Source organism: Microbacterium sp. X-17 (assembly GCF_039615055.1).
Window position 1 is genome coordinate 643,427 of record NZ_JBDHNI010000001.1, and the last position, 22,703, is coordinate 666,129.

The 22,703-nt window shown below is 72.3% G+C and carries 20 protein-coding genes; 9 read left to right on the forward strand and 11 right to left on the reverse strand.

The genetic code is table 11. The annotated features are described in order from the left end of the window. Window positions 1–5: 5 nt before the first annotated feature. The 7 genes from purU to ABCS02_RS03120 are packed head-to-tail and all read right to left on the reverse strand — an operon-like array spanning window position 6 to window position 6,534. Window positions 6–878, reverse strand: a complete 873-nt coding sequence (gene purU, locus ABCS02_RS03090) for a formyltetrahydrofolate deformylase (RefSeq protein WP_345834135.1) — start codon at window positions 876–878, stop codon at window positions 6–8. Window positions 879–918: 40 nt separating this feature from the next. Continuing rightward, window positions 919–2,079: an N-acetylglucosamine-6-phosphate deacetylase gene (nagA, locus tag ABCS02_RS03095; RefSeq protein ID WP_345834136.1), complete on the reverse strand. Its 1,161-nt coding sequence runs from the start codon at window positions 2,077–2,079 to the stop codon at window positions 919–921. After that, window positions 2,076–2,861, reverse strand: a complete 786-nt coding sequence (locus tag ABCS02_RS03100; protein WP_185276578.1) for a DeoR/GlpR family DNA-binding transcription regulator — start codon at window positions 2,859–2,861, stop codon at window positions 2,076–2,078. The genes nagA and ABCS02_RS03100 overlap by 4 nt, the downstream gene beginning before the upstream one ends. Continuing rightward, complete coding sequence (locus tag ABCS02_RS03105; protein WP_345834137.1) at window positions 2,858–3,730, reverse strand: class II fructose-bisphosphate aldolase; 873 nt, start codon at window positions 3,728–3,730, stop codon at window positions 2,858–2,860. Before ABCS02_RS03105 ends, ABCS02_RS03100 begins: the two co-directional genes overlap by 4 nt. Window positions 3,731–3,752: 22 nt before the next feature. Next, on the reverse strand, window positions 3,753–4,661 hold the full coding sequence (locus ABCS02_RS03110; RefSeq protein ID WP_345834138.1) for a 1-phosphofructokinase family hexose kinase: 909 nt from the start codon (window positions 4,659–4,661) through the stop codon (window positions 3,753–3,755). Continuing rightward, the gene (locus tag ABCS02_RS03115) at window positions 4,658–5,632 is read right to left on the reverse strand and encodes an ROK family protein (RefSeq protein ID WP_345834139.1); all 975 of its coding nucleotides are present in this window, start codon (window positions 5,630–5,632) and stop codon (window positions 4,658–4,660) included. Before ABCS02_RS03115 ends, ABCS02_RS03110 begins: the two co-directional genes overlap by 4 nt. Further along, on the reverse strand, window positions 5,629–6,534 hold the full coding sequence (locus ABCS02_RS03120; protein WP_345834140.1) for an SIS domain-containing protein: 906 nt from the start codon (window positions 6,532–6,534) through the stop codon (window positions 5,629–5,631). Before ABCS02_RS03120 ends, ABCS02_RS03115 begins: the two co-directional genes overlap by 4 nt. 316 nt (window positions 6,535–6,850) lie before the next feature. Between ABCS02_RS03120 and ABCS02_RS03125 the strand changes: the two genes are divergently transcribed. The 4 genes from ABCS02_RS03125 to ABCS02_RS03140 all read left to right on the forward strand — a co-directional run bounded on the left by ABCS02_RS03125 (window position 6,851) and on the right by ABCS02_RS03140 (window position 11,307). Continuing rightward, the gene (locus ABCS02_RS03125) at window positions 6,851–8,092 is read left to right on the forward strand and encodes an extracellular solute-binding protein (protein ID WP_345834141.1); all 1,242 of its coding nucleotides are present in this window, start codon (window positions 6,851–6,853) and stop codon (window positions 8,090–8,092) included. A 7-nt stretch (window positions 8,093–8,099) separates the two neighbouring features. Further along, complete coding sequence (locus tag ABCS02_RS03130; protein WP_345834142.1) at window positions 8,100–9,056, forward strand: sugar ABC transporter permease; 957 nt, start codon at window positions 8,100–8,102, stop codon at window positions 9,054–9,056. After that, complete coding sequence (locus ABCS02_RS03135) at window positions 9,053–9,955, forward strand: carbohydrate ABC transporter permease (protein WP_345834143.1); 903 nt, start codon at window positions 9,053–9,055, stop codon at window positions 9,953–9,955. Before ABCS02_RS03130 ends, ABCS02_RS03135 begins: the two co-directional genes overlap by 4 nt. A 107-nt stretch (window positions 9,956–10,062) precedes the next feature. Next, a complete protein-coding gene (locus ABCS02_RS03140) occupies window positions 10,063–11,307 on the forward strand; it encodes a mannosyltransferase family protein (RefSeq protein ID WP_345834144.1) in 1,245 nt (414 codons plus the stop codon). An 11-nt stretch (window positions 11,308–11,318) separates the two neighbouring features. Here ABCS02_RS03140 and ABCS02_RS03145 read toward each other — a convergent pair whose 3' ends face one another. Continuing rightward, window positions 11,319–13,778: a helix-turn-helix transcriptional regulator gene (locus ABCS02_RS03145; protein ID WP_345834145.1), complete on the reverse strand. Its 2,460-nt coding sequence runs from the start codon at window positions 13,776–13,778 to the stop codon at window positions 11,319–11,321. Window positions 13,779–13,929: 151 nt separating this feature from the next. On the opposite strand from ABCS02_RS03145, the gene ABCS02_RS03150 reads away from it, so the two are divergent. Together ABCS02_RS03150 and ABCS02_RS03155 are read left to right on the forward strand one after the other, a co-directional pair. After that, window positions 13,930–15,771, forward strand: coding sequence for a DUF4012 domain-containing protein (locus tag ABCS02_RS03150; RefSeq protein WP_345834146.1), 1,842 nt, complete (start codon window positions 13,930–13,932; stop codon window positions 15,769–15,771). A gap of 51 nt (window positions 15,772–15,822) precedes the next feature. Beyond that, a complete protein-coding gene (locus ABCS02_RS03155) occupies window positions 15,823–16,485 on the forward strand; it encodes a hypothetical protein (RefSeq protein WP_345834147.1) in 663 nt (220 codons plus the stop codon). 115 nt (window positions 16,486–16,600) lie between these two features. Here the strand turns inward: ABCS02_RS03155 and ABCS02_RS03160 are convergent, their stop codons facing one another. Continuing rightward, complete coding sequence (locus ABCS02_RS03160; RefSeq protein WP_345834148.1) at window positions 16,601–18,112, reverse strand: family 20 glycosylhydrolase; 1,512 nt, start codon at window positions 18,110–18,112, stop codon at window positions 16,601–16,603. Window positions 18,113–18,400: 288 nt separating this feature from the next. Here ABCS02_RS03160 and glyA point away from each other — a divergent pair, with 288 nt between their 5' ends. From glyA to ABCS02_RS03175, 3 genes are all read left to right on the forward strand, one after another. Continuing rightward, the gene (gene glyA / locus ABCS02_RS03165) at window positions 18,401–19,726 is read left to right on the forward strand and encodes a serine hydroxymethyltransferase (protein WP_345834149.1); all 1,326 of its coding nucleotides are present in this window, start codon (window positions 18,401–18,403) and stop codon (window positions 19,724–19,726) included. 89 nt (window positions 19,727–19,815) lie between these two features. Beyond that, window positions 19,816–20,697 carry a bifunctional methylenetetrahydrofolate dehydrogenase/methenyltetrahydrofolate cyclohydrolase gene (locus ABCS02_RS03170; protein WP_345834150.1) on the forward strand — a complete coding sequence of 294 codons (882 nt, stop codon included), beginning with the start codon at window positions 19,816–19,818 and terminating at the stop codon, window positions 20,695–20,697. Continuing rightward, window positions 20,694–21,191: a YbaK/EbsC family protein gene (locus tag ABCS02_RS03175; protein ID WP_345834151.1), complete on the forward strand. Its 498-nt coding sequence runs from the start codon at window positions 20,694–20,696 to the stop codon at window positions 21,189–21,191. Before ABCS02_RS03170 ends, ABCS02_RS03175 begins: the two co-directional genes overlap by 4 nt. A gap of 72 nt (window positions 21,192–21,263) precedes the next feature. Here ABCS02_RS03175 and ABCS02_RS03180 read toward each other — a convergent pair whose 3' ends face one another. Both ABCS02_RS03180 and ABCS02_RS03185 read right to left on the reverse strand, forming a co-directional pair. After that, window positions 21,264–21,776 carry a gamma carbonic anhydrase family protein gene (locus ABCS02_RS03180; RefSeq protein WP_345834152.1) on the reverse strand — a complete coding sequence of 171 codons (513 nt, stop codon included), beginning with the start codon at window positions 21,774–21,776 and terminating at the stop codon, window positions 21,264–21,266. 118 nt (window positions 21,777–21,894) lie between these two features. Next, window positions 21,895–22,683: an MBL fold metallo-hydrolase gene (locus ABCS02_RS03185; protein WP_345834153.1), complete on the reverse strand. Its 789-nt coding sequence runs from the start codon at window positions 22,681–22,683 to the stop codon at window positions 21,895–21,897. Window positions 22,684–22,703 lie beyond the last annotated feature (20 nt).

Below are 22,703 nucleotides of genomic sequence, written 5' to 3' on the forward strand. Positions count from 1 at the left end.
CCCGCTCAGCGGAAGATGATGGTGCGCGCGCCGTCAAGCAGCACGCGGTCCTCCGCGAACCACTTGACCGCCTGCGTGAGGGTGCGCGACTCCTCGTCCTGGCCGATCGCGACCAGCTCCTGGACGCTGCGGGTGTGGTCGACGCGCACGACGTTCTGCTCGATGATCGGGCCCTCGTCCAGGTCGCTGGTGACGAAGTGCGCGGTCGCGCCGATCAGCTTGACGCCGCGGGCGTGGGCCTGGCGGTACGGGTTGGCGCCCTTGAAGCCCGGCAGGAACGAGTGGTGGATGTTGATCGCCCGGCCGGCGAGCTTCTCGCACAGCGCGGGGGAGAGGATCTGCATGTAGCGGGCGAGCACGACCAGCTCGATGTCGTGCTCCTCGACGGCCTCCAGGATGCGCGCCTCGAACGCGGCCTTCGACTCGGGGTCGGTCACCTGCTGCGACTCGAACGGGACGCCGTAGAAGCCGGCGAGGTCGCCGAGCGCGGCATGATTGGACAGCACGAGCGGGATCTCGACCGGGAGTTGACCGGCGCGCTGCCGGAACAGCAGGTCGTTGAGGCAGTGCGCCGCGGTGGACACGAGCACCAGGGTGCGCAGCGGGCGCCCCACATTGTCGACGCGGTGCGTCATCCCGAACCGCTCCACGACGGGCGCGAGCGCGCGCTCGAACTCGGCGCGGTCGGCCGCGGACTCCACCTGCAGGCGCATGAAGAAGCGCCCGGTGTCCGTGCTCGCGAACTGCTGGCTCTCGGTGATGTTCCCGCGCGCGGCCACGATCGCGCCGGAGACGGCGTGGACGATGCCGGGACGGTCGGCGCAGCTGAAGGTCAGCACCCAGTGGTTGGAGGTGACGGTCGCGGGGGCGGAGTCCATCCGTCCAGGGTAGCGGGCTGGCGGTGAGCCGTTGGACGTTCTAGCGCGGGACCGGCACCCCCGCCGTCCACACCTGCAGCACCCGGAAGTCGTCGTCCAGCAGCACGGCGTCCGCCGCGTACCCCGGCGCGAGGCGGCCCAGGTCGGCACTCCGGCCGATCGCGGCGGCGGGCGTCTCCGTGAGCGCGCGGACGGCCTCCTCGACACTCACGCCGACCTCGCGCACCGCGCGGCGCAGCGCGTCGTCCTGGGTCAGCGTGGAGCCGGCGATCGAGCCGCCCTCGGCCAGGCGGGCGACGCCGTCGCGCACCTCGACCTGGAGAGCGCCGAGCAGGTAGTCGCCGTCGGCCTCCCCGGCCGCCGCCATCGCGTCCGTGATCAACGCGACGCGGCCGGGAGCGGAGGCGAACGCCATCCGGACCACCTCGGGGTGCACGTGGATGCCGTCGTTGATGACCTCCACCGTCACTCCCGGTGTCCTCGTGGCGGCCGCGACCGGCCCGGGTGCGCGGTGGTGGATGCCGTCCATGCCGTTGAAGGCATGCGTCAGGATCGTGGCCCCGGCGTCGAACGCGGCGCGGGTCTGGTCGTAGTCCGCGCCGGTGTGGCCGACCGCGACGGCGACGCCGGCCGCGGCGAAGGCGCGCACCGCGTCCATGCCGCCGGGCAGCTCGGGGGCGAGGGTGACCTGGCGGAGGGTGCCGCCCGCGGCCTCCAGCAGCAGCTCGATGTCGGCGGGCGTCGCCGAGCGCAGCAGGGCCGGGTCGTGCGCGCCCTTGTGCGCCACGTCGAGGAAGGGACCCTCCAGGTGCGAGCCGAGCACGCGCGGGTCGTCCGCCGCCAGCGCGGCCACCCCGCGCACGCGCTCGGCCAGCTCGGGCACCGTCGCCGTCACCAGGGAGACCACGAAGCGCGTCGTGCCGTGACGCTGGTGCAACGCCATCGCCGTGCGGATCGCGTCCGCGCCGTCGTCGAACGCCGCTCCGCCGCCGCCGTGCCCGTGCAGGTCGATGAAGCCGGGGGTCAGCCAGCCGCCGTCGGCGTCCGTGACGACGGCGGAGGGGTCGCCCGCGACCGCGCCGACCCAGCCGTCCCCGACGCCGGTCGCGACGACGCGCTCGCCGTCGAACAGCACCCAGGCGTCGCGGGTGGTACGGCCCTCGCCGACGAGGCGGGCGGAGTGGATGACGTGCCCGGTCACGCGACGATGACCTCGAAGCCGGCCTCCACGAACGCCGCCCGCTGCTCGGCCGTGATGCCGTCGTCGGTGATGAGCGTGGTCAGCAGCTTGGGGCCGCCGAGGGTCGCGAAGGCCTTGCGGCCGATCTTGCTGGAGTCCGCGACGACGACGGCCCTGGTCGCCCGGCGGGCCATGAGCGAGTTGACGCTCGCCTCGCCCTCGTCGTGCACGGTCGCGCCGACCAACGGGTCGATCCCGTTGACCCCGATGAAGGCGATGTCCATCGTGATCTTCTCCAGCACGACGTCGCTGTACGGGCCGACCAGCTCGTACGAGCGCGCGTGCACGACGCCGCCGGTGACGACCGTCTTGATCTGCGGGCGCATGACGAGCTGGGCCGCGATGTTGATGGCGTTGGTGACCACGGTGAGATTGGGATGCGGCGACGGCTCCATGAGGTCGGGCCGCGAACCGAGCACGGTCGCCACGGCCGTGCTCGTCGTGCCGCCGCACAGGCCGACGACCGCCCCGCGCGGCACGAGCGCGCTCGCCGCCTGCGCGATCCGCAGCTTCTCCGGCGCGTGCTGCTCGCGCTTGTAGCGGATCGGCAGGTCGTAGGCGACCGACTGGCCGACCGCGCCGCCACGGGTGCGCGTCAGCAGCTGCTGCGACGCCAGGGCGTCCAGGTCGCGCCGCGCGGTCGCCGCGGACACGTCGAGCTTCGCCACGATGTCCTCGACCTCCACCTGGCCCGACTCGGCCAGGAGGTCGAGGACGGCGTTGAGCCGTTCCGCTCTGTTCATCGCTGTGCAGTCTCCGTTCCGCTCGCCGCGCCGGCGGCGACGTCGAACAGGGTCATCAGACGCGCCGCCTCCGCCGCCACGGCCGCACGCCCCTCCCGCACGTACCGCCGGGAGTCCACGACCTCCGGATTCGCGCGCAGGTACGCGCGGATCGCGTCGGTGAAGAAGCGGTTCAGGTGGGTGGAGACGTTGACCTTGGTGATGCCGGAGCGGATCGCCGCCTCGATCGTCTCATCCGCGACCCCGCTGGAGCCGTGCAGGACCAGCGGAACGTGCACGGCGTGTCGGAGCGAGGCGATGAGGTCGAGGTCGAGCCGGGCGGTCCGCTCGGTCATCGCGTGCGAGCTGCCGACCGCGACGGCCAGGGCGTCGACGCCCGTCTCGGTCACGAACCGGCGGGCCTCCACGGGGTCGGTGCGGACGCCGGGGGCGTGCGCGCCGTCCTTCCCGCCGATCTCGCCGAGCTCGGCCTCCACCGAGACCTCGTTGGCGTGCGCGTACTCGACGACCCGCACGGTCGCGGCCACGTTGTCGTCGTAGGGGAGCTTCGACCCGTCGAACATGACCGAGCCGAAGCCGAGGTCGATCGCCTGCCGTGTCAGCGCGGGGTCCTCCGCGTGGTCGAGGTGGACGGCGACGTGGGCGGACGAGTCGGCGGCGAGGGCGAGCGTTCCCCGGGCGATCGGGTCGAGGCCGCCGTGGTACTCGGCGCAGTTCTGCGATATCTGCAGGATGACGGGACGGCGGGTCTCCTCGGCGGCCGACACCAGCGCCTCCGCGGTCTCCAGGTGGATGACGTTGAAGGCGGCGACGCCGGTGCGCGCGGCGACCGCTCCGTGCAGGAGGTCGAGCGTGGGGACGAGAGGCATGCGGGGCTCCGGGTGGGTCGGTTCAGGAGGTCACGAGGCGGGCCTCGTACTCCGGGTATGCGGGGTCGAGCTCGCCCGCCAGCGGGGCGACGACGGCGGCGGCCGACCAGGCGGTGGCCCGGCGGACGAGGACGGCGGGATCGGTGATGCCGGCGGCCAGCGCTGTCGCGATGGCGGCGACGGCTGCGTCTCCCGCGCCGGTCGCGTTGCCGGCGAGCGGCCGGGGCAACCGGGCGGACCAGGTCCGGCTCTCGCCGACCGCGAGCATCCCGTCCGCGCCCAGCGAGACGAGCACCAGCCCGGCGCCGGCCGACAGCAGCACGCGGGCGCCGCCGACCGGGTCGTCCGAGCCGACCGTGTCGGCCAGCTCGCGGCGGTTGGGCTTGAGCACGTCGGCTCCGGCCTCGGCGGCGGCGAGGAGCGCCGTCCCGCTCGCGTCGACGACGCTTGGGATGCCGCGCCGCGTGGCGACCTCCACGAGGTCGGCGTAGAAGCCTTCTGGTGCGCCGGGCGGCAGGCTGCCGGACCCGACGATCGCGGTGGCCGGCACGGCGAGGCGTTCGACGGCGTCCCGCAGCGCGGTCCATTCGCCGGGGGAGAGAGCGGCGCCGGTCTCGTTGAGGATCGTCGCGACTCCCGAGCCCTCGTCCACGATCGCGACGCTGCTGCGCGTCGGCGCGGCCACCGGGATCAGCTCGGACGACAGGCCGCTCGCCTCCAGGTCGTCGGCCAGGCGCAGCCCGGAGGCGCCGCCCGCGGTCGTCACGACGAACGACGCGCCGCCGGTCTGCGCGATCACCCGCGCGACGTTGAGGCCCTTGCCGCCTGCGCGCGCCGCGGGAGGCGCGACCCGGTGCGTCTCGCCGGGCTCCAGCGCGGCGACGCGATAGGTGAGGTCGATCGCGGGATTCGGGGTGACGGTGAGGATCATCGGACGGCCTTCAGGGCGTCGGCGGCCGGGGCCGGGACCTCCCGCGCCCGCAGCGCCGCGCCGATCACGCCGGCGTTCTCGCCGATGCGCGCCGGGATCAGCTGCGGCCGCCGGTGGAAGGTGAGGATCGCGTCGAGGCGCTGGGCCAGCGGCACGAAGAGCTCGTCGCCGGCCTGCGCGAGGCCGCCGCCGATCACGACGGCCTCGGGGGCGAGCAGTGCGACCGTGTGCGACAGGTCGAGCGCGAGGGCGTCGAGGGCGGAGTCCCAGATGCGCTGCGCGGCGGGATCGCCGGAGCGCGCCCGTTCCAGCACCTCCCGCGACCCGGCCACCGGGACGCCGCTGATCGCCGTGTACCGGCGCGCGATCGCCGCGGCCGAGGCGACGGCCTCCAGGCATCCGCGGCCGCCGCACGCGCAGTCGGGGCCGTCCGCGACCCGGGAGTGGCCCATCTCACCGGCCATGCCGCCGCCGGTGAACAGCGTGCCGTCGATGAAGATGGCGCCGGCGATCCCGGTGCCGATCGCCATCACGACGACGTCGCGGAAGCCCGCGGCGGCGCCCAGCCGGTACTCGGCCTCGCCCGCGGCGCGCACGTCGTGACTGAACGACACCGGCATCCCGTACGCCTCCCTCGCGCGGTCGCGGAACGGGAAGTCCCGCCAGCCGAGGTTCTCCGAGAACACGCCGACGCCGGTCTCCTCGTCCACGTGTCCGGGGACGACCAGGCCCGCCGCGACGGGGACCACCTCGGGATGCTCGCGCCGGAACCCGGCGGCCAGCTCCGCGGTCGCGGCGACGACGGCCTCGCCTGTGCGCTCGCCGTCGAGCGGAGTGGGGCGGCGGATCAGCTCGACGATGCGGCCGGTGGAGTCCACCAATGCGGCCTTCAGATCGGTGCCGCCGACGTCGAAGGCGAGCACCGCGGCCCCGGAGCCGAGCCGGTCGTCGGCGGCAGCGTGCGCGTTCACGAGGTCAGGATGACAGAGCGGGTCAGGTTGCGGGGACGGTCGGGGTCGAGTCCCGCGCGCCGGGCGCGCTCCAGGGCGACGCGCTGCGCGCGGACCAGGTCGGCCAGGCCGTCGATCGGCGCGTCCTCGTAGCGCGCGCCGGTGGCGGCGACGTCCTGGGCGAGCCCGGCCGGGGCATCGCCCAGCATCCAGGTGACCCGGCCGGGAGCTGCGATCGCGATCGGGCCGTGCCGGTACTCCTTCGCCGGGTAGGACTCCGTCCACGACTGCGACGCCTCGCGCATCTTGAGGGCGGCCTCGTGCGCGAGGCCGATGGTCCAGCCGGCGCCGAGGAAGCTGTACTGGTCGGCCGAGAGGAGCGCGTCGTCCAGGTCTTCGTCGATCGCGGCGGCGGCCTGCGCGATGGCGGTGTCCAGGTCGTGGCCGAGGGAGGCGCGCATCAGGGCCAGCGCCGTCGTCGCGAAGCGCGTCTGGACGACGGAGGTCTCGTCGGCGAAGGGCAGCAGCACGGTGTCGTCCACGAGGTCGGGCAGCGGCGTCCCCGCCGCGCCGACGACCGCGATCGTCCGCGGCCGGTGCGAGCGGGCGCGCAGGCCGTCGACCAGCTCGATGACCTCCGTCGTCGTGCCCGACCGGCTGATCGCGACGATCGCGTCGTAGTCGCGGTCGATCACGGCCTCCGAGGCCGCGTACGCGTCGGTGAGGCCGTGGCCGGCCGACTCGCGCAGCACGGCGTACGACTGCGCCATGAACCAGGACGTTCCGCAGCCCACGACGGCGATGCGCTCGCCGGACGCGGGGAGCAGCGCCTGTTCCTCGCGGAGGGCCGCCGCGCGGGCCCAGGTCTCCGGCTGCGATCGCAGCTCGGCCTCCATGTGCGCTCCGAGGGGGATGTCCGTCACTGCTCGCTCCTGTTCGCCGTCGATTCGGTCATGACAATGATTGCTTATGAGCGTTAGGTCTGTCTACTGATCATTTTCGATCGTTCCGGTCTGGATATCGCCGGATCGGGGCGACGTGTGTAAATCCCGTGTAACGATCTCGCGGTTGTTCCTTGACGCGCCCCTCGGGTATGCGCAATTATTCGACCATCAATTGAGTGCATGTGATCGTTTCTGCATGAAACAAATCACGAAGCATCATCCAGATACGCACCGTCGCGCATCCGCACCACATCCGTCGACGGTCCGTGATCCGTATCGAGAGTGAGGAGAGTCGATGAAGAAGTCAGTGCGGTGGGGGGCCGCCGTCGCCACAGCGACGGTCGCCACCCTGACGCTAGCGTCCTGCGGCTTCGGCGGGGGTTCGGGCGGCTCGGCGGGCGGCAGCAACGCCCTCAACCTGATGGTCGCCAGCTACTCGGACAACACCAAGGCCGAGTGGCAGCAGGTCATCAAGGACTTCGAGGCCAAGAACAAGGACATCACCGTCAACCTCGACGTCGAGTCCTGGACCGACATCAACAACGTCATCAAGACGCGCATCCAGGCCGGCAAGCAGCCGGACATCCTGAACATCGACGCGTTCGCGGGCTTCGCCGCCGACGACCTGCTCTACCCGGCGAAGGACATCGTGTCGTCCTCCACGATCGACGACTTCCAGCCGGCGTTCAAGGACAACGCGAGCATCGACGGCACCCAGTGGGGGCTCCCGTTCATCGCCTCCGCCCGCGCGCTGTTCTACAACAAGGACGACTTCGCCAAGGCCGGGATCACGGACCCGCCCAAGACCTGGGCCGACTTCGAGGCCGACGCCGCCAAGCTGAAGGCCGCCGGCATCACCCCCTACGGGATGCCGCTCGGCTCCGAGGAGGCCCAGGCCGAGACCGCCGTCTGGTTCTACGGCGCGGGCGGAGGGTACGGCGACGCCAAGACGCTCACCCTCGACAGCGCGGAGAACACCACCGGCGCCACCGAGATGCAGAAGATCATCAACCAGGGCTTCACCCAGGCGAACCCCGGTTCGACCAACCGCACCCCGCTGATGAACGTCTTCATCCAGGGCAAGCTCGGCATGCAGGTCGGCCTCCCGCCGACCGTCGGGCAGATCAAGCAGAACAACCCCTCGCTGAAGTACGGGATCGCGCCGATCCCCACCAAGGACGGCTCGGCCTTCACGCTCGGCGTCGCCGACCACCTGATGGCGTTCAAGAGCAAGACCGACCGCCGGCCGGCCATCAAGAAGTTCCTGGACTACTTCTACTCGCCGGCGGTCTACACCAAGTGGGTCGGCGCGGAGGGCTTCCTGCCCACCACGAAGACCGGCGCGGACACGATGGGCTCGAACGCGGACATCAAGCCGTTCCTCGACCTGCTGCCGAACGCCAAGTTCTACCCGTCGACCAACAAGGACTGGTCGGCCGCGCAGGGCGCCGTCCAGAGCCAGATCGGTCAGCTCGGCCAGGGCGCCGATCCGGCGACACTGCTCAAGTCCATCCAGGCGAAGGCCACGGGCCAGTAGCAGCGGCATGAGCTCGACCATCGAAACGACCACGACGGGGGCGGCCACCGGCCGTCCCCGCCGCGGGGCGCCTCGCGCCGGGCACGGCAACTCCACCACGCTGTGGAACGCCGTGCCCTGGACGCTGCCGGCGCTCATTCTCATCTTCGGCATCGTGCTGTTCCCCGCGGGCTACATGATCTTCAACTCGACGCGGAAGATCTCGGTCGCCGGCGTCGACCACGGATCGGTCGGCCTGCAGAACTACCTCACGGTGCTCTCGCGCCCGGAGATCCCGGGCATCCTCCTCAACACGGTCATCTGGGTCGTCTCGGTGGTGGTCGTCACCGTGGTGATCTCGCTGGCGCTGGCGCAGTTCCTCGACAAGAACTTCCCCGGCCGGCGCTGGGTGCGGATGGCGATCATCGTCCCGTGGGCGGCGAGCGTGGTCATGACGACGACGGTCTTCGTCTACGGGCTCGACCCGTTCTACGGGATCATCAACAAGTTCCTGGTCGACATCCACGTGCTCGCGCAGCCGTTCGGCTTCACCAAGGAGCCGGTGCCGGCGTTCCTGTCGTCCATCGCGATCGCGGTGTTCGTGTCACTGCCGTTCACGACCTACACGATCCTGGCCGGGCTCGCCGGCATCCCGGGCGACATGCTGGAGGCCGCGAAGGTCGACGGCGCGGGAGCGATGCGCTCCTACTTCGGGGTGACGCTGCCCAACCTGCGGCCCGCGATCGCGCTTGCCAGCCTGATCAACATCATCAACGTCTTCAACTCGCTGCCGATCCTCAAGCTGATGACCGGGACGATCCCCGGCTACAAGGCCGACACGACCACCACCTACGTGTTCAAGCTGCTGCAGAACGAGCAGCGCATCGACCTGTCGAGCGCGCTCAGCGTGATCAACTTCCTGATCGTGCTGGTGGTCGTGGCGCTCTACCTGTGGATCGTGAAGCCGATGAAGGAGGTCTCGTGACCGCGCCAGCCCCCGTCGCGCTCGCCGGAGCGCCCGCGCGCGCCGCCGCGCCCCGCCGCCGCCCGCGCTCCGGCTTCACCTGGCGCGTCGCCGGCAAGGTGATCGCGGGCGTCGTCATCGCCCTGGTCTTCATCGCGCCGTACCTGATCATGCTGGTCGGCTCGTTCAAGAGCAGGGACAACATCCTCACGGTCCCGCCGACCTACCTCCCGACGACGTGGCATCCGGAGAACTACCTCACGATGTGGTCGACCCCGGAGACCCCGTTGCCGCTCAACCTGATCTCGACCATCGTCATCTCGGTGTTCGCGACGGTGCTCGTGCTGTTGGTCTGTGTCCCGGCCGCGTACTACACGGCGCGGTTCCGGTTCCCGGGCCGCGGGGTGTTCCTCTTCCTGGTGATCGTCACGCAGATGCTGCAACCGACCGTGCTGGCGACCGGCCTGTTCAAGGAGATGGTGGCGCTCGGGATCAACGACACCTGGCTGGCGATGATCCTGGTCAACGCGGCGTTCAACCTGGCGTTCGCGATCTGGATCATGCACACGTTCTTCGCGGGCGTGCCCAAGGAGGTCGATGAGGCCGCCCAGCTCGACGGTGCGGGGAAGTGGACGGTGCTGCTGCGGGTCCAGCTCCCGCTGGTCTGGCCGGGCATCGTCACGGCGATCATCTACACGTTCGTCGCCTCCTGGAACGAGTTCGCGGCGAGCCTCGTCATCCTGTCCACGGACGCCAACCAGCCGCTCTCGGTTGCGCTGACCAAGTTCGTCGGCCAGTACGACGCGGCCTGGCAGTACGTGTTCGCAGTGTCGGTCGTCGCGATCATCCCGGTGGTCATCCTGTTCGCGCTGATCGAGAAGCGCCTGGTCGGAGGTCTCACGGCGGGCAGCGTCAAGTAGCGGCGGCGGCCGCCATCCCGAGCTGGGGCGCCCGTGCGTGTGGCGCGACGCGGGCGCCCCGACGCACCCGATGCACCACTGCATCGGCGCGGGGTAGCATCGAGACGATGACGGCCGGTATCACGAGTTCGCTGCACCCGGCGGATCCCGTCGGGCCCGTGACCGAGGCCGCCCATGTGCGGCTGTTCCGCTGGCGGATGCCGTGGTGGGCCGGTGTGCTCGGCGTCTATGCGGCCTCCCGGGTGCTGACGACGCTGCTCATGCTGGCGCTGTACCTCGTCGCCGGCGCGATGCACTGGGAGGGCGGCAGCCCGCAGACGCACCCGACTTTCCTCGGCTTCGCGGGCACCTGGGACGCCTCGTATTACTGGCGCATCGTCGAGCACGGCTATCCGACGACTCTGCCTGTCGACGCCGACGGCGACGTGCAGCAGAACGAGTGGGCGTTCCTGCCGCTGTACCCGCTGATCGTGCGCGCGCTCATGTCCGCGACCGGGCTCGGGTTCCCGGCGGCGGGCGTGCTGGTCGCGGTGCTCTGCGGTGCGGCGGCCAGCCTCGTGCTCTACCGGGTCGTGGCGTCGCGTGTCGGCCCGGTCAGCGGGCTCTGGGCGGCCGTGTTCTTCTGTTTCGGCCCGCTCTCGTTCGTGCTGCAGATCGCCTACGCCGAGAGCCTGTTCTTCCTCCTGCTGTTCGCGGCCCTGCTGGCGACGATGGCGCGGCGGTACTGGACCGTCATCCCGTTCGGGGTCGCGGCCGCGTTCACCCGTCCGGGAGAGCTCGCCCTCCCGCTCACCCTCGGAATCGTGTACGTGATCCGCGCGCTGCGGGCGCGCCGGGGAGAGGAGGCCTTCGGCGTCCGGGAGCGCGTGGCGATGATCGTCGCCGGTGCGGTGACCGCTGTGGCGGGGCTGGCCTGGCCGCTGATCGCGGCCACCGTCACCGGGACGCCAGGGGCGTACGTGGAGACCGAGCTGTCCTGGTGGACGGGCTTCATCGGACGGGTCGCCTTCGTGCCGCTGACGCCGTGGTTCCTGTTCACCTGGCGGTACGCGAGTGTCGCAGGCGCCCTCCTCGTCGTCGCGGCGATCGGCGGCTACGCGTGGCTGCTGAACCGGCCGGGCATCCGTGCGCTCGGCACCGAGGTGGTCGCGTACGCGGCCAGCTACGCGCTCTACCTGTTCGCGGTCTTCCTGCCGCAGCAGAGCCTCTTCCGGCTGCTCATGCCGCTGGCCCCGCTCGCCGGCGCGCCGGGGCTGACCCGGAACCGTCGTGCCAGGACGATCGTGCTGGCGGCGGGGATCGCGCTGCAGCCCGTGGCGCTCGTGCTGTTGTGGTTCGTGGGCTACCCGTGACCTGACCTCGCTCACGGCGCGAGCCGGAGGGCGAGGGCGACGAGTTCGCCTCGGTTGGTCGCCGAGGTCTTGCGCATCACCCGGCTGACGTGACTCTCGACGGTGCGGACGCTGAGGACGAGGCGGGACGCGATCTCCGGGTTGCTGAGTCCCGTCGCCACGAGCCGTGTGATCTCGCGCTCCCGATCCGTCAGCGCAATCGGCGTCGAGAAGAACCCGCCGCCGTCGGAGCCGTCGCCGGCGGGGCGGAGCGCGGCGCCCGGCCCGGCCCGTCCGGTCGAGGCGAGCCGCTCCGCGAGCGCGTCCAGGTCCGCGGAGTCGGGCGCTGCCCGGGCCACGACGAACGCGAGGTGCGCGTCGTGGAGCTCGGACTGCTGACGATCGAGGAGGGCGCGTGCCTCCGCGAGCCCGGCGTCGTCGATCGCGTGTTCGAGCGACGTCAGCAGTGCGAGCGCGGCCGTGGGCAGCTCTCCGTTCGTCGCGAGGGCCGAGGCCAGCCGGCGGAGCAGCTCGGCGGCCTCGTCCGGCCGTCCCCTGCCCGCGGCGAGCTGGGCGTCGATCCAGTACACGCCCGCGCCGACCGCGGACAGCGGGCCTCCGTCCGAGGACGACGGCAGCGCGGCGGCGAGTTCGTCGCGGACGCGCTCGGCGAACGCGGTGTCGCCCCGGCGCACGGCGATGACGGCGGTGAGGACGTGGAGCGCGACCTGGACGGCAGCGCCGGGCACAGCGGGCGTGCCGAGTGCCGACGCCGTGGTGAGCGCGTCGGCGGCGTCGGCCGGGCGGTCGGCGACCAGGTGGCACAGCCCGAGGGCGACGCTGTGCGCACGGACCGCTCCGGCGTCGAGCCGGTCGCGTGCCGACGCGGCACCGCGTTCGGCCCAGGCGACGGCCTCCGCGTGCCGCCCCACACCGAGGAGCGCGTAGGCGTGTGCCGCCGCGTCGCGCACGGGCGTCGACGCGCCGGGCACGCTGGCGAGCTCGTCGAGGAGACGCACGGCATCCTCGAAGCGCCCGCAGCGGAGGGCGACGGCCCGGGCGGCCTCCAGCAGCCGCACCCGCACGAGAGGCGGCAGGTCGCGGTCGTCGCGCAGGCGCTCCTCGGGAACGGCCGGCTCGGCCCCGACCTCGACGGCGAGCATCACGGCGGCGGCGTCCGCGAGCCGTGCGAAGGGGCCGAGTCCGGCGACCTCCGCCCGGAGCGCCGCGAGGGCCTCCGCGAGCCCGACGCCGGCGGCCACCGACCGACGCGCGCGGAGCACGGCGAGCTCGGCCGTGTCCAGCGGGTCGCCCGGCAGGCCGGCCGACGCCGCCAGCAGCCGGTCGAGCTCGGCGGCCGCGCCCGGCGCCATCCCCGTGTCGGCCATCAGGGCGTGGGCGAGGGCGAGCGCGGACGCCGGCGACGGGGCCGCGCACCAGGCCCGTGACGCCTCCTCGTGGCGGGAGTCGGCCGCCGCGTGCACGAGCTGCACGAACGCGGCGTCGGTGGGCGGGGCGTCCACCTGCGCGCGGTCGCGGAGATGATCGGCGAGGACCGGGGGATCGAGGGCGATGAGCCGGCGTCCGCGGTGCGGCACGATCCGGAGGACGCCCGCCGCGGCGAGCCCTTCCAGGGCGGCGGGGTCGACCAGCCCGCGCGTCGACGCGACGTCGCCCACGCCGGTCACGGCGATTCTCTCCAGTGCGACGCGCTCGGCCGGACCGAGTCCGGAGAGCTGGGCGTCGAGGGCGCCGCGGAGCGCTCTGCTCCACAGCTCCCCGGTCGCGGACCACACACCCGAGCCCCGGACCAGCCGGCCCTCCAGCACCGCGAGCTCCGCGAGCGCGAGAGCGAGGCCCACGTTGCCGCCGCACAGCGCGTACACGCGACTCATCGCGCTCGCGTCGACGGGACCGCCGAGGCGCTCCGCGACGGCCGACCGGAGCTCCTCGTAGTCGAGCGGCACGACCTCCACCACGTACGCCGTGGACGGCCCCTCGTCCCGCCGGGCGCGGGTGCGCAGCAGCGGCGTGCGGGTCGCGCGGCGCACGGCGTCGATCGCGCCGGTGGACGCGTCGTCGAGGAGGTCGGCGTCGTCCACCAGGAGCGCGGCCGCGCCGGACCCGATCGCAGTCGTCAGTGCGTCGATCGCCTGCTGGAGGGCGGATGCCGTGCGGCGCTCCGGGGACGTCGGCAACCCGATCCCGGCCGCGTGGAGGGCGGCGAGCGGGCTCTCGCGCAGCGACCGGACGCCGTTCACGCGCACGACGGTCCTGCGCGCGTCGGCCGCGGAGGAGGCCACCGCGTCGACGACGGTCGAGCGCCCGCTCAGGCGCGGACCGACGAGGTCGACGTCCGCGTCGCTGGAGAACAGGAGCTCGCGCACGAGCGTCAGGACGCGGTCCCTGCCGGCGAGCGGAGCGGAGTCCGCGGCGCGGGGAACGATCATCGGCTGGCTCCAGGGGGCGTGGGTGAACTGCTGCAGCCCCACGGTAATACGCAAGATGTAAGGCGCTCCACGCAAGGTCGGGTGAGTAGCACGGAACCTCGACCGATCCGCACGTAAATCACTGGATCGACGGTGGGCCGCCGCGGTACCGACGAGAACATGGGTCCCGATGTCGAAAGGGAGTCGGGGGCCTATGAGCGGTCGATCGCGCCGCCGTGCGAGAGCGGCCGAGCGCGCACGCGTCACGCGTGTCGTGCTGATCTCGCTCGCCGCCGTCGCCGTCGTCGTCGTGGCCTGCGCCGCCTGGGTGGGCATCAGAGCGGCCATCTCCTACGGTCACGTGTCGACAGCGCGCGCCGAGGCCACGGCGACCGTCGCCGCGGTCGCCGCAGACCCGGTTTCGGCCGCCTCCCGCGCCGACCGGCTCCGGGCGGTGGGCGACCGCCTGGACGACGCCAAGGGTCTGACGGGCGATGTCGTCTGGCGCGCGTCCGAGTACGTCCCGTTCGCCGGGGCCAACCTCCGTTCGTACCGGCTCACCGTCGAAGCGCTCCACGAGACCGTCGACGGTGGGCTGGCGCCCGTGGTCGCCGACCTCGCCACGCTGGAGACCGCCGTGTCGCTCGCGGACCGGACGGTCGACACCGACGCCGTCGCCGGCACGGCGGACCACCTCCGCGCGGCGGAGCGCGCGCTCGAACGCGGCCGCACGACGCTGCGTGAGGCCGCGGGCGGCCCGCTCGTGCCGCCGCTGGCCTCCGGCGTCCGGGAGGCCGAGGGCCTGGTCGACGGCCTCCACCGGACCGTCTCCTCGCTCTCGGTCGCCGCACGCGTCCTCCCGGCCGCGATCGGCGCGGGCGGTGCGAAGAACTACGCGCTGCTGTTCAACAACAACGCCGAGCTCCGGACGACCGGCGGGATCGCGGGGGCCATCTCGGAGCTGACCGCCGACGGAGGGCGCATCGAGCTGGGCCGGCAGCTCGTCCCCGATCAGCTCAACCCCGCCGAGGGGGCTGGGCTCGCGGCGAGTCCGGAGGAGCGCGCGCTGTTCGGGCCCCAGCTCGGCGAGTACATCCAGAACGTCAACCTCACGCCCGACTTCGTTCGGAGCGGCGAGCTCACGGCCGCCCACTGGCGGGCGGCCCTCGGCCAGGAGCTCGACGGGGTGGTCTCGATCGACACCGCGACCATCGGGCTGCTGCTGGCGGCGACCGGCCCGATCACCGTCGCCGGCCGCGAGCTGAACAGCGAGAACGCCTCCCGCGTCCTGCTGCGGGACGTCTACGTCGAGATCGAGAGCCGCGACGACCAGGACGTGTTCTTCGGCGAGCTCACGCGCGCCATGTTCGACAAGCTCTTCGGCGCGGGGACCGGCACCGTCCCGGTGCTGAAGGCGCTGGGCACGGCCGTGGACGAGGGCCGCATCTCGCTCTGGTTCGCCGATACCGCGCTGCAGCACGAGATCGCGGGCGGCCCGCTGGCCGGACCGCTCGCTCAGCTCACCGACCGCGGTGCGCCCGTGGGGGTGTTCCTGGCCGACGGGACCGCCGGCAAGATGGACAGCTACCTCGAAGGCTCCGTCACCGCCACCTGCCACGCCCCGGCGACGAAGGACACCGGGAAGAAGGACACAGCGAAGAAGGGCACGGCGAAGGCCGGCAGCACCGTCACGGCCACCGCGACGCTCGCCTCGACGGCGCCGGCGGACATCGCCTCGTACCCCTGGGTCGTGACCGGCTACGGCGTCCCGGAGCTCCCGGCAGGGCACATCCGGACCATGGTGCAGTTCGCCGCGACCGACAGCCTCCGTCCGCAACGCGTGACGGTCGACGGCGCGGAGGTCACGGCCCTCTCCCGGGTGATCGACGGCCATCCCGTGTCCGTCGTCCAGGTCGACCTCGCCCCGGGGGCCGTGTCGGTCGTCGTCGCCGAGTTCACTGCCCTGCCCAGCCGGTCGCCGACCGTCGACCGCGTCGTCGCGACCCCCACCGCCACCGAGTTCGAGCACTTCGCCGAGCCCGGGACCTGTGGCTGACCGAACCGCTCCGGTCGGCCAGTGACACCCATCCCCTACGAAGGAGAACCCATGAAGAAGAAGATTTTCGGCGGCCTCGTCGCCCTGGCGCTGGCGCTCGCGCCCGCGGCGGCAGCCCACGCGGACTACCCGCCGGGCGGTGAGGTGCACGGCTCGCTCGACAAGTATTCCGCCGCCCCGGGCGAGACGGTCACCTACACCGCCCCGACGAGCACCTACACGGCGGGCGAGGCACTGACGCACACCCTCAGCGGCCTGAACGGGCACACCGCAACGAGGGCATCGCTGCGCACAGCCCCGGTCGCGGGGACGGTCGGGCAGTTCGACGCGACGGCCGAGGACGACGGCTCGCACACGTTCGCGTTCGTCATCCCGTCCCAGGCGGGCGACAGCTACACCTACCAGGTGCTCCGTGCCGACGGCACGGTCTGGGAGTCGTTCGAGATCACCGTCGCGAACGCGGTGGTCCCCCCGGGCGACGGCGGTGACGGCGACAACGGAAACGGCAACGGCAACGGCAACGGCAACGGCTCGAACAACGGCGCCGGCACCGGCACGGGCGGTGGCTCCGGCGGCAACGGCGGCCTCGCGATGACCGGTTCGGACATCGCGGTCGCAGGCATCGCCGGCTCGGCCGCTCTCCTGGTCGGCGCGGGCGTCGTCCTGCTGATCGTCCGTCGTCGCCGTCGCAGCGCGGAGACCGCTGCCGCGTGATGATCGCGACCCGGTGAGTCTGACGCTCGCCGAATGAGAGGAGCCGGTGGCCCCAATGGGTCACCGGCTCCCTTCGCGTGCGCACACAGGACCGCGGACCCGTCGGGCGCGGACCTCAGCTCGCCGCGTCCTCCGGCCACAGCACCTCTGCGACCCGGCGGTACGACGTCCCCAGCGCGTCCCAGTGCTCGGCCAGCCGCGCCACCCTGGCCGCGAAGTCGTCGAAGTCGCGCGTCGACACGACCTCGGCCGTGTCCGCGGGAGCCGCCGACCAGCCGATCTCGGCGACGGCCGCGAGCCGGGGGAACGCCATCCGCTCGACCTCCTCGATCGTCGCGATCGTCTCCGTCCACACCGGAGCCTCGACGCCGAGGATGTGCGCGTCGCCCAGCCCCGGCACGATCCGCGCGGGGTCCCACTGGTACGCGCTTCGAAGATCCGTCGGGCCGTCGGCCCAGTCCTGACCGATCGGGTCGCCCTCCTCGTACACGATGTCGAGATAGGCGACGTCGGCCGGGGACATGATCACGGCGCCGCCGCCGCGGACGAACGCCAGCGTCTCCTCGGCCGCATCGCCGCGCGGAACGCGGAACGACCAGTACTGCCCGACCGTCCCCTCGGGGAGTCCCGCCGCGCGGCCCATCTCGTGCCAGCCGACCGGGATCTTGCCGGCCTCGGCGACGAGCTGCGCCGCCCGCCGCACGAAGGCCTCGAAATCGGCCTCCGGGGTGCTGAGGCACTCGTCGCCGCCGATGTGGAGGTACGGGCCGGGCGTGAGGGCCGCGACCTCACGGATCACGTCGCGCACGAAGCCGTCCGTGACCGGGTCACCCGTCCGCAGGCTGCTGAAGCCGACCTCCGACCCGGTGTAGAGCGCGGGCGCGACGCCGTCCGGGTTGAGCTCGGGGTAGGAGGCGAGCGCCGCGTTCGTGTGCCCCGGCATGTCGAGCTCGGGGACGATCGTGACGTGCCGCTCCGCCGCGTAGGCGACCAGCGCGCGGTAGTCGTCCGCGGTGTAGTAGCCGCCCCGGCTGCCGTCGCTGCCCGTGGAGCCGCCGATGCGCGTCAGGTCCGGCCACGCGGCGATCTCGACGCGCCAGCCCTGATCGTCGGTCAGGTGGAGATGGAGGTGGTTGACTTTCAGCAGGACGATCGCGTCGATGAACCGCTTGACGTCCGCGACCGGGAAGAAGTGCCGCGCGACGTCCAGCATCGCGCCGCGGTAGGCGAAGCGCGGGTGGTCGCTGATCCGGACCGCGTCGACCGTGAGCGCGTCGCCCTCGCACTCGGCCGGGACGAGCTGGCGCAGCGTCTGGACGCCCCAGAACGCGCCCGCCGCGGTGGCCGCGCCGATCCGCACGCCCTCGGCCGCGACCTCCAGCGTGTAGCCCTCCGCCGGGTGCCCGGCCGGCCCCTCGTCGTCCGCGATCACGATCGCGATGTCCCCGAACGCCGGAGGCTCGTGGACCACCGCCAACTCGCGCCGGCAGTCCGTCGCGAGCTCGACGTGCAGCAGCCGGCCGACCGCGTCGGCCCCCGGCCCCGCGACGATGATCCTGGCGCCGGGGAGGAGCGTGAAGGGCGCGTCGCCCGTGTTCTCGAACTGGGCGGGGCGAGGCACGACCACGGCTGTTCCTAACCACGTCAGGGGATTCTCGGGGTTCGGCCGACGCTGCCCACCCGCGGGACGGCCATCAGCGAGTATCGCAGCCGTCCTAACTGATCAGCAAGGCCTCCAGCGGATGAGCACGGGCCTGTTCGACGCCCCTTTGCTATGCTTGCTCACGTCGCGACTGGCGCTCAGATGGTCACCATCGGGGAGCGACAACGGTTACCTCGAACGAACGGATGGATTCGGCCGCGCGCCTGGGTCGATGCACAACGATTGTCCATCCCTGCTTTCAAGGAGCCGATAGTGACCGACACCCTTCCGTCCACCTTCACCGCCCCGCTGGCGGAGGTCGATCCCGAAATCGCGGAGGTGCTGCAGCTCGAGCTCGGCCGCCAGCGCGACTACCTCGAGATGATCGCCTCGGAGAACTTCGTGCCGCGCGCCGTTCTCGAAGCCGTCGGCTCGGTGCTGACGAACAAGTACGCCGAGGGCTACCCGGGGCGCCGCTACTACGGCGGCTGCGAGTACGTCGACATCGCCGAGCAGCTGGCGATCGACCGGGCCAAGAGCCTGTTCGGCGCCGAGTACGCCAATGTCCAGCCGCACTCCGGCGCGTCCGCGAACGCGGCCGTCCTGTCGGCCATCGCCACCCCCGGCGACACCATCCTCGGCCTGGAGCTCGCCCACGGCGGCCACCTGACCCACGGGATGAAGCTCAACTTCTCCGGCAAGCTCTACAACGCGGTCGCCTACGGCGTCGACCCGGAGTCCTTCACCGTCGACATGAACGTCGTGCGCGACAAGGCCATCGAGCACAAGCCGCAGGTCATCATCGCCGGCTGGTCGGCGTACCCGCGCCAGCTCGACTTCGCCGCGTTCCGCGAGATCGCGGACGAGGTGGGCGCGAAGCTCTGGGTGGACATGGCGCACTTCGCCGGCCTCGTGGCCGCGGGCATCCACCCGTCGCCCGTGCCGTACGCGGACGTCGTCAGCTCGACCGTGCACAAGACCATCGGCGGCCCGCGCTCCGGCTTCATCCTCAGCCGCGACATGGAGCTTGCGAAGAAGCTCAACTCCAACGTGTTCCCCGGCCAGCAGGGCGGCCCGCTCATGCACGTGATCGCCGCCAAGGCGACCGCGTTCAAGCTCGCCGCGACCGAGGAGTTCAAGGACCGTCAGGAGCGCACCGTCCGCGGCGCCAAGCTGCTCGCCGAGCGCCTCACCGCCGAGGACTCGAAGGCAGTGGGCGTCGACGTCCTCACCGGCGGCACCGACGTGCACCTCGTGCTCGCCGACCTCCGCCACTCGGAGCTCGACGGCCAGCAGGCGGAGGACGTCCTCCACGAGGTCGGCATCACCGTCAACCGCAACGCGGTGCCGTTCGACCCGCGCCCGCCGATGGTGACCTCCGGCCTCCGGATCGGGACGCCCGCGCTCGCGACCCGCGGCTTCGGCGACACCGAGTTCACCGAGGTGGCCGACATCATCGCCCTCGCGCTGCGCCCCGGCGCCGACACCAAGGCCCTGCGCGCCCGCGTCGACGCCCTCACCGCCGCGTTCCCGCTCTACCCCGGCCTCACCCCCTCCGGCCAGGAGGGCTTCCCGGTCGAGCTCCCGTCCTCGATCTAACCGCCGAGTACGCGAATATTCAGCTAGAAACCGTCGAGTACGCGGATTATCCGCGTACTCGACGGTTGGTAACGAGTGTGGAGGCCGGCGTGACGGCGAAGATTCTGGATGGCAAGGCGACAGCAGGCGAGATCAAGGCGGAGCTCAAGGAGCGCGTGGCGCGGCTGCGCGAGCAGGGCGTCGTGCCCGGGCTCGGCACGATCCTGGTCGGCGACGACCCGGGCTCGCAGTGGTACGTCGCGGGCAAGCACCGCGACTGCGCGGAGGTCGGTATCGCCTCCATCCGCCGCGACCTGCCCGCCGACATCTCGCAGGCCGAGCTGGAGGCGGTGATCGAGGACCTCAACGACGACCCGGACTGCACCGGCTTCATCGTGCAGCTCCCGCTGCCGTCGCACCTCGACACCGACGCGATCTTGGAGCTGGTCGACCCCGCCAAGGACGCCGACGGCCTCCACCCGACGAACCTCGGCCGCCTGGTCCTCAACGTCAACCGCCCGATCACCACCCCGCTGCCATGCACGCCGCGCGGCGTCATCGAGCTGATGCTGCGGCACGGGATCGAGCTGAACGGCAAGCACGTCGTGGTCGTCGGCCGCGGCGTGACCGTGGGCCGCGCGATCGGCTCGCTGCTCACTCGCCGCGAGTACAACGCCACCGTGACCCTCACCCACACCGGCACGGTCGACCTGGACGGCATCCTGCGCAGCGCCGACGTGATCGTCGCGGCCGCGGGCGTCGCGGGCCTCGTGACCGCCGACAACGTCAAGCCGGGCGCCATCGTCCTCGACGTCGGCGTGAGCCGCGTGGAGGACCCGGTCACCGGCAAGAGCAAGGTCGCGGGCGACGTGGCGGACGATGTGGCAGAGGTCGCCGCGTGGGTCTCGCCGAACCCGGGCGGCGTCGGCCCGATGACCCGCGCGCTGCTGCTGCAGAACGTGGTGGAGTCCGCGGAGCGGGCGCTGGCATGACCGCGGAGGACCGCACGCATCCCGCGGTCGAGCGGGTGGAGGCGGCGCTGCAGGAGGCCGGGATCGAACCCCGCGTGCGCTGGTTCGAGTCCGCGACCCCGACCGCGGTCTCGGCCGCGGCCGAGCTGGGCGTGGAGATCGGAGCGATCGCCAACTCCCTGGTCTTCACGATCGACGGCGAGCCGCTGCTGGTGATGACGTCGGGCGCGCACCGTGTCGACACCGCGTTCCTGGGCGAACGGCTGGGCGGCCGCATTCGCCGAGCCGACGCCGAGACGGTGAAGGCGGCGACGGGCCAGACCATCGGCGGCGTCGCGCCGCTCGGCCACCCGGAGCGCCTGCGCACCGTCGTGGACGTCGCGCTCGCGGGTTACCCCGAGGTCTGGGCCGCGGCCGGCCACGCGCACACGGTCTTCCCGACGACCTTCGCCGAGCTCGTCCGCATCACCGGCGGCGAGCCCGGCCCCGTCGAGCCCACCCCCACGGAGTCCTGACCCCGCCGAGGGGCACGTAAACGCCCCCAAAACCGCGTTTTTAGGGCGTTTACGTGCCCCTCGGCGGCAGGATCAGGGTGTGGGGTGCTCGGTGACGTGTTGCAGGTAGGCCTCCGCGTTGCGGAGGATGCCGGCGCGCTCCTCGTCGGTGAGCTCGCGGCGCACCTTGCCGGGGACCCCCGCGACCAGCGACCCGGGCGGGATGACGGCGCCCTCCAGGACGACCGTCCCGGCAGCGAGCAGCGAGCCCGCGCCGACGACCGCGCCGTTGAGCACCGTCGCGTGCATCCCGACCAGCACGCCGTCCTCGATCGTGCAGCCGTGCAGCACCGCGTTGTGGCCGACCGACACGTCAGCGCCGATGGTCAGCGGGTAGCCGTGGTCGACGTGGCAGGACACGTTGTCCTGGAGGTTGCTGCGCTCGCCGAGGACGATGTCCTCCGCCTCCGCCCGCAGCACCGCGTTGTACCAGACGCTGGAGCCGGCGAGCAGCCGCACGCGTCCCGCGAGCACGGCGCCGGCGGCCACGAAGGCGTCGTCCGCGACGCTGGGGGTTGAGCCGTCCGTGAGCGTGATGATCGTCATACCCACCACCCTAGAGCGCGCGTCCGCACCGCCGAGGGGCACGTTGTTGTCGCTTTTGGGGCGAAAAAGTGACAACGACGTGCCCCTCGGCGGCGGGCGGGTGGAGGGGCGGGGGCGGTCAGTCGGCGGCGACGACGAACCGGCGGCGGACGAGCCGCTCGCCGGGGTCGCCGCGGAACTCGTCCAGCGCCGAGAGCACCCGGTCGAGGATGCGCGGCGGCAGCGGGAGCGGCAGCTCGTCCGGCTGGTCGAGCGTCCCCGGCGGGTAGATCACGCCGGGCGTGCCCGACATCTCGACGTGCGCGCCGCGCAGCTCGCGCACCGGCGCGGTCGGCGCGTCCCGGAAGCGGATCAGCCGCTCGATCGTCGCCCGGTACTGCGCCCGGTCGCGCACATAAAGGTGGCCCGGCAGCACCGTGTCGCCGCTGAACAGGATGCCGGTCTCGCGATCGAAGAACGCCACAGCGGAGGGCTCGTGGCCCGGGCCGCCGATTACGTCGACGATGCGGCGCCCGAGCGGGAACTCCACCGTCTCGTCCGGCCACGAGCGGAAGCCGAAGAACGAGATCACCTGCGCGGGCGTGGTCCCGACCACGGTCGTCCCCGGCCGCCCGGCCAGCAGCGGGTCCCCGGCGATGTGGTCGCGGTGCGCGTGGCTGTGCGCCACGACGAGCGGATACGGCCGGGTGAAGACAGCCGGGTTGCGGCGCAGCCACTCCTCGGTGAGCGCGTCGACCGCCGCCCGGAGCGGGAACACCTGCTCGTCGTTCGTCGCCCCGGTGTCGATGAGCAGCGCGCGCTCCCGCCCGAACAGCAGGAACAGGAACGGCGCCTCCCAGTGCGACGACTTGGGCTGGCGGAGCTGGACCGTGTCGGGGCTCAGCCAGGTGATCTCCGGTTCGCTCATCGTCCCATTCTGGCGGAGGC

Bases quoted from the DNA above. Each gene is read 5' to 3' on its own strand.
- purU (WP_345834135.1), bottom strand. From the start codon at position 878: ATGGACTCCGCCCCCGCGACCGTCACCTCCAACCACTGGGTGCTGACC.
- ABCS02_RS03100 (WP_185276578.1), bottom strand. From the start codon at position 2,861: ATGAACAGAGCGGAACGGCTCAACGCCGTCCTCGACCTCCTGGCCGAG.
- ABCS02_RS03175 (WP_345834151.1), top strand. From the start codon at position 20,694: ATGACCGCGGAGGACCGCACGCATCCCGCGGTCGAGCGGGTGGAGGCG.
- ABCS02_RS03110 (WP_345834138.1), bottom strand. From the start codon at position 4,661: ATGATCCTCACCGTCACCCCGAATCCCGCGATCGACCTCACCTATCGC.
- ABCS02_RS03150 (WP_345834146.1), top strand. From the start codon at position 13,930: ATGAGCGGTCGATCGCGCCGCCGTGCGAGAGCGGCCGAGCGCGCACGC.
- ABCS02_RS03155 (WP_345834147.1), top strand. From the start codon at position 15,823: ATGAAGAAGAAGATTTTCGGCGGCCTCGTCGCCCTGGCGCTGGCGCTC.
- ABCS02_RS03125 (WP_345834141.1), top strand. From the start codon at position 6,851: ATGAAGAAGTCAGTGCGGTGGGGGGCCGCCGTCGCCACAGCGACGGTC.
- ABCS02_RS03140 (WP_345834144.1), top strand. From the start codon at position 10,063: ATGACGGCCGGTATCACGAGTTCGCTGCACCCGGCGGATCCCGTCGGG.
- ABCS02_RS03180 (WP_345834152.1), bottom strand. From the start codon at position 21,776: ATGACGATCATCACGCTCACGGACGGCTCAACCCCCAGCGTCGCGGAC.
- ABCS02_RS03105 (WP_345834137.1), bottom strand. From the start codon at position 3,730: ATGCCTCTCGTCCCCACGCTCGACCTCCTGCACGGAGCGGTCGCCGCG.
- ABCS02_RS03130 (WP_345834142.1), top strand. From the start codon at position 8,100: ATGAGCTCGACCATCGAAACGACCACGACGGGGGCGGCCACCGGCCGT.
- ABCS02_RS03185 (WP_345834153.1), bottom strand. From the start codon at position 22,683: ATGAGCGAACCGGAGATCACCTGGCTGAGCCCCGACACGGTCCAGCTC.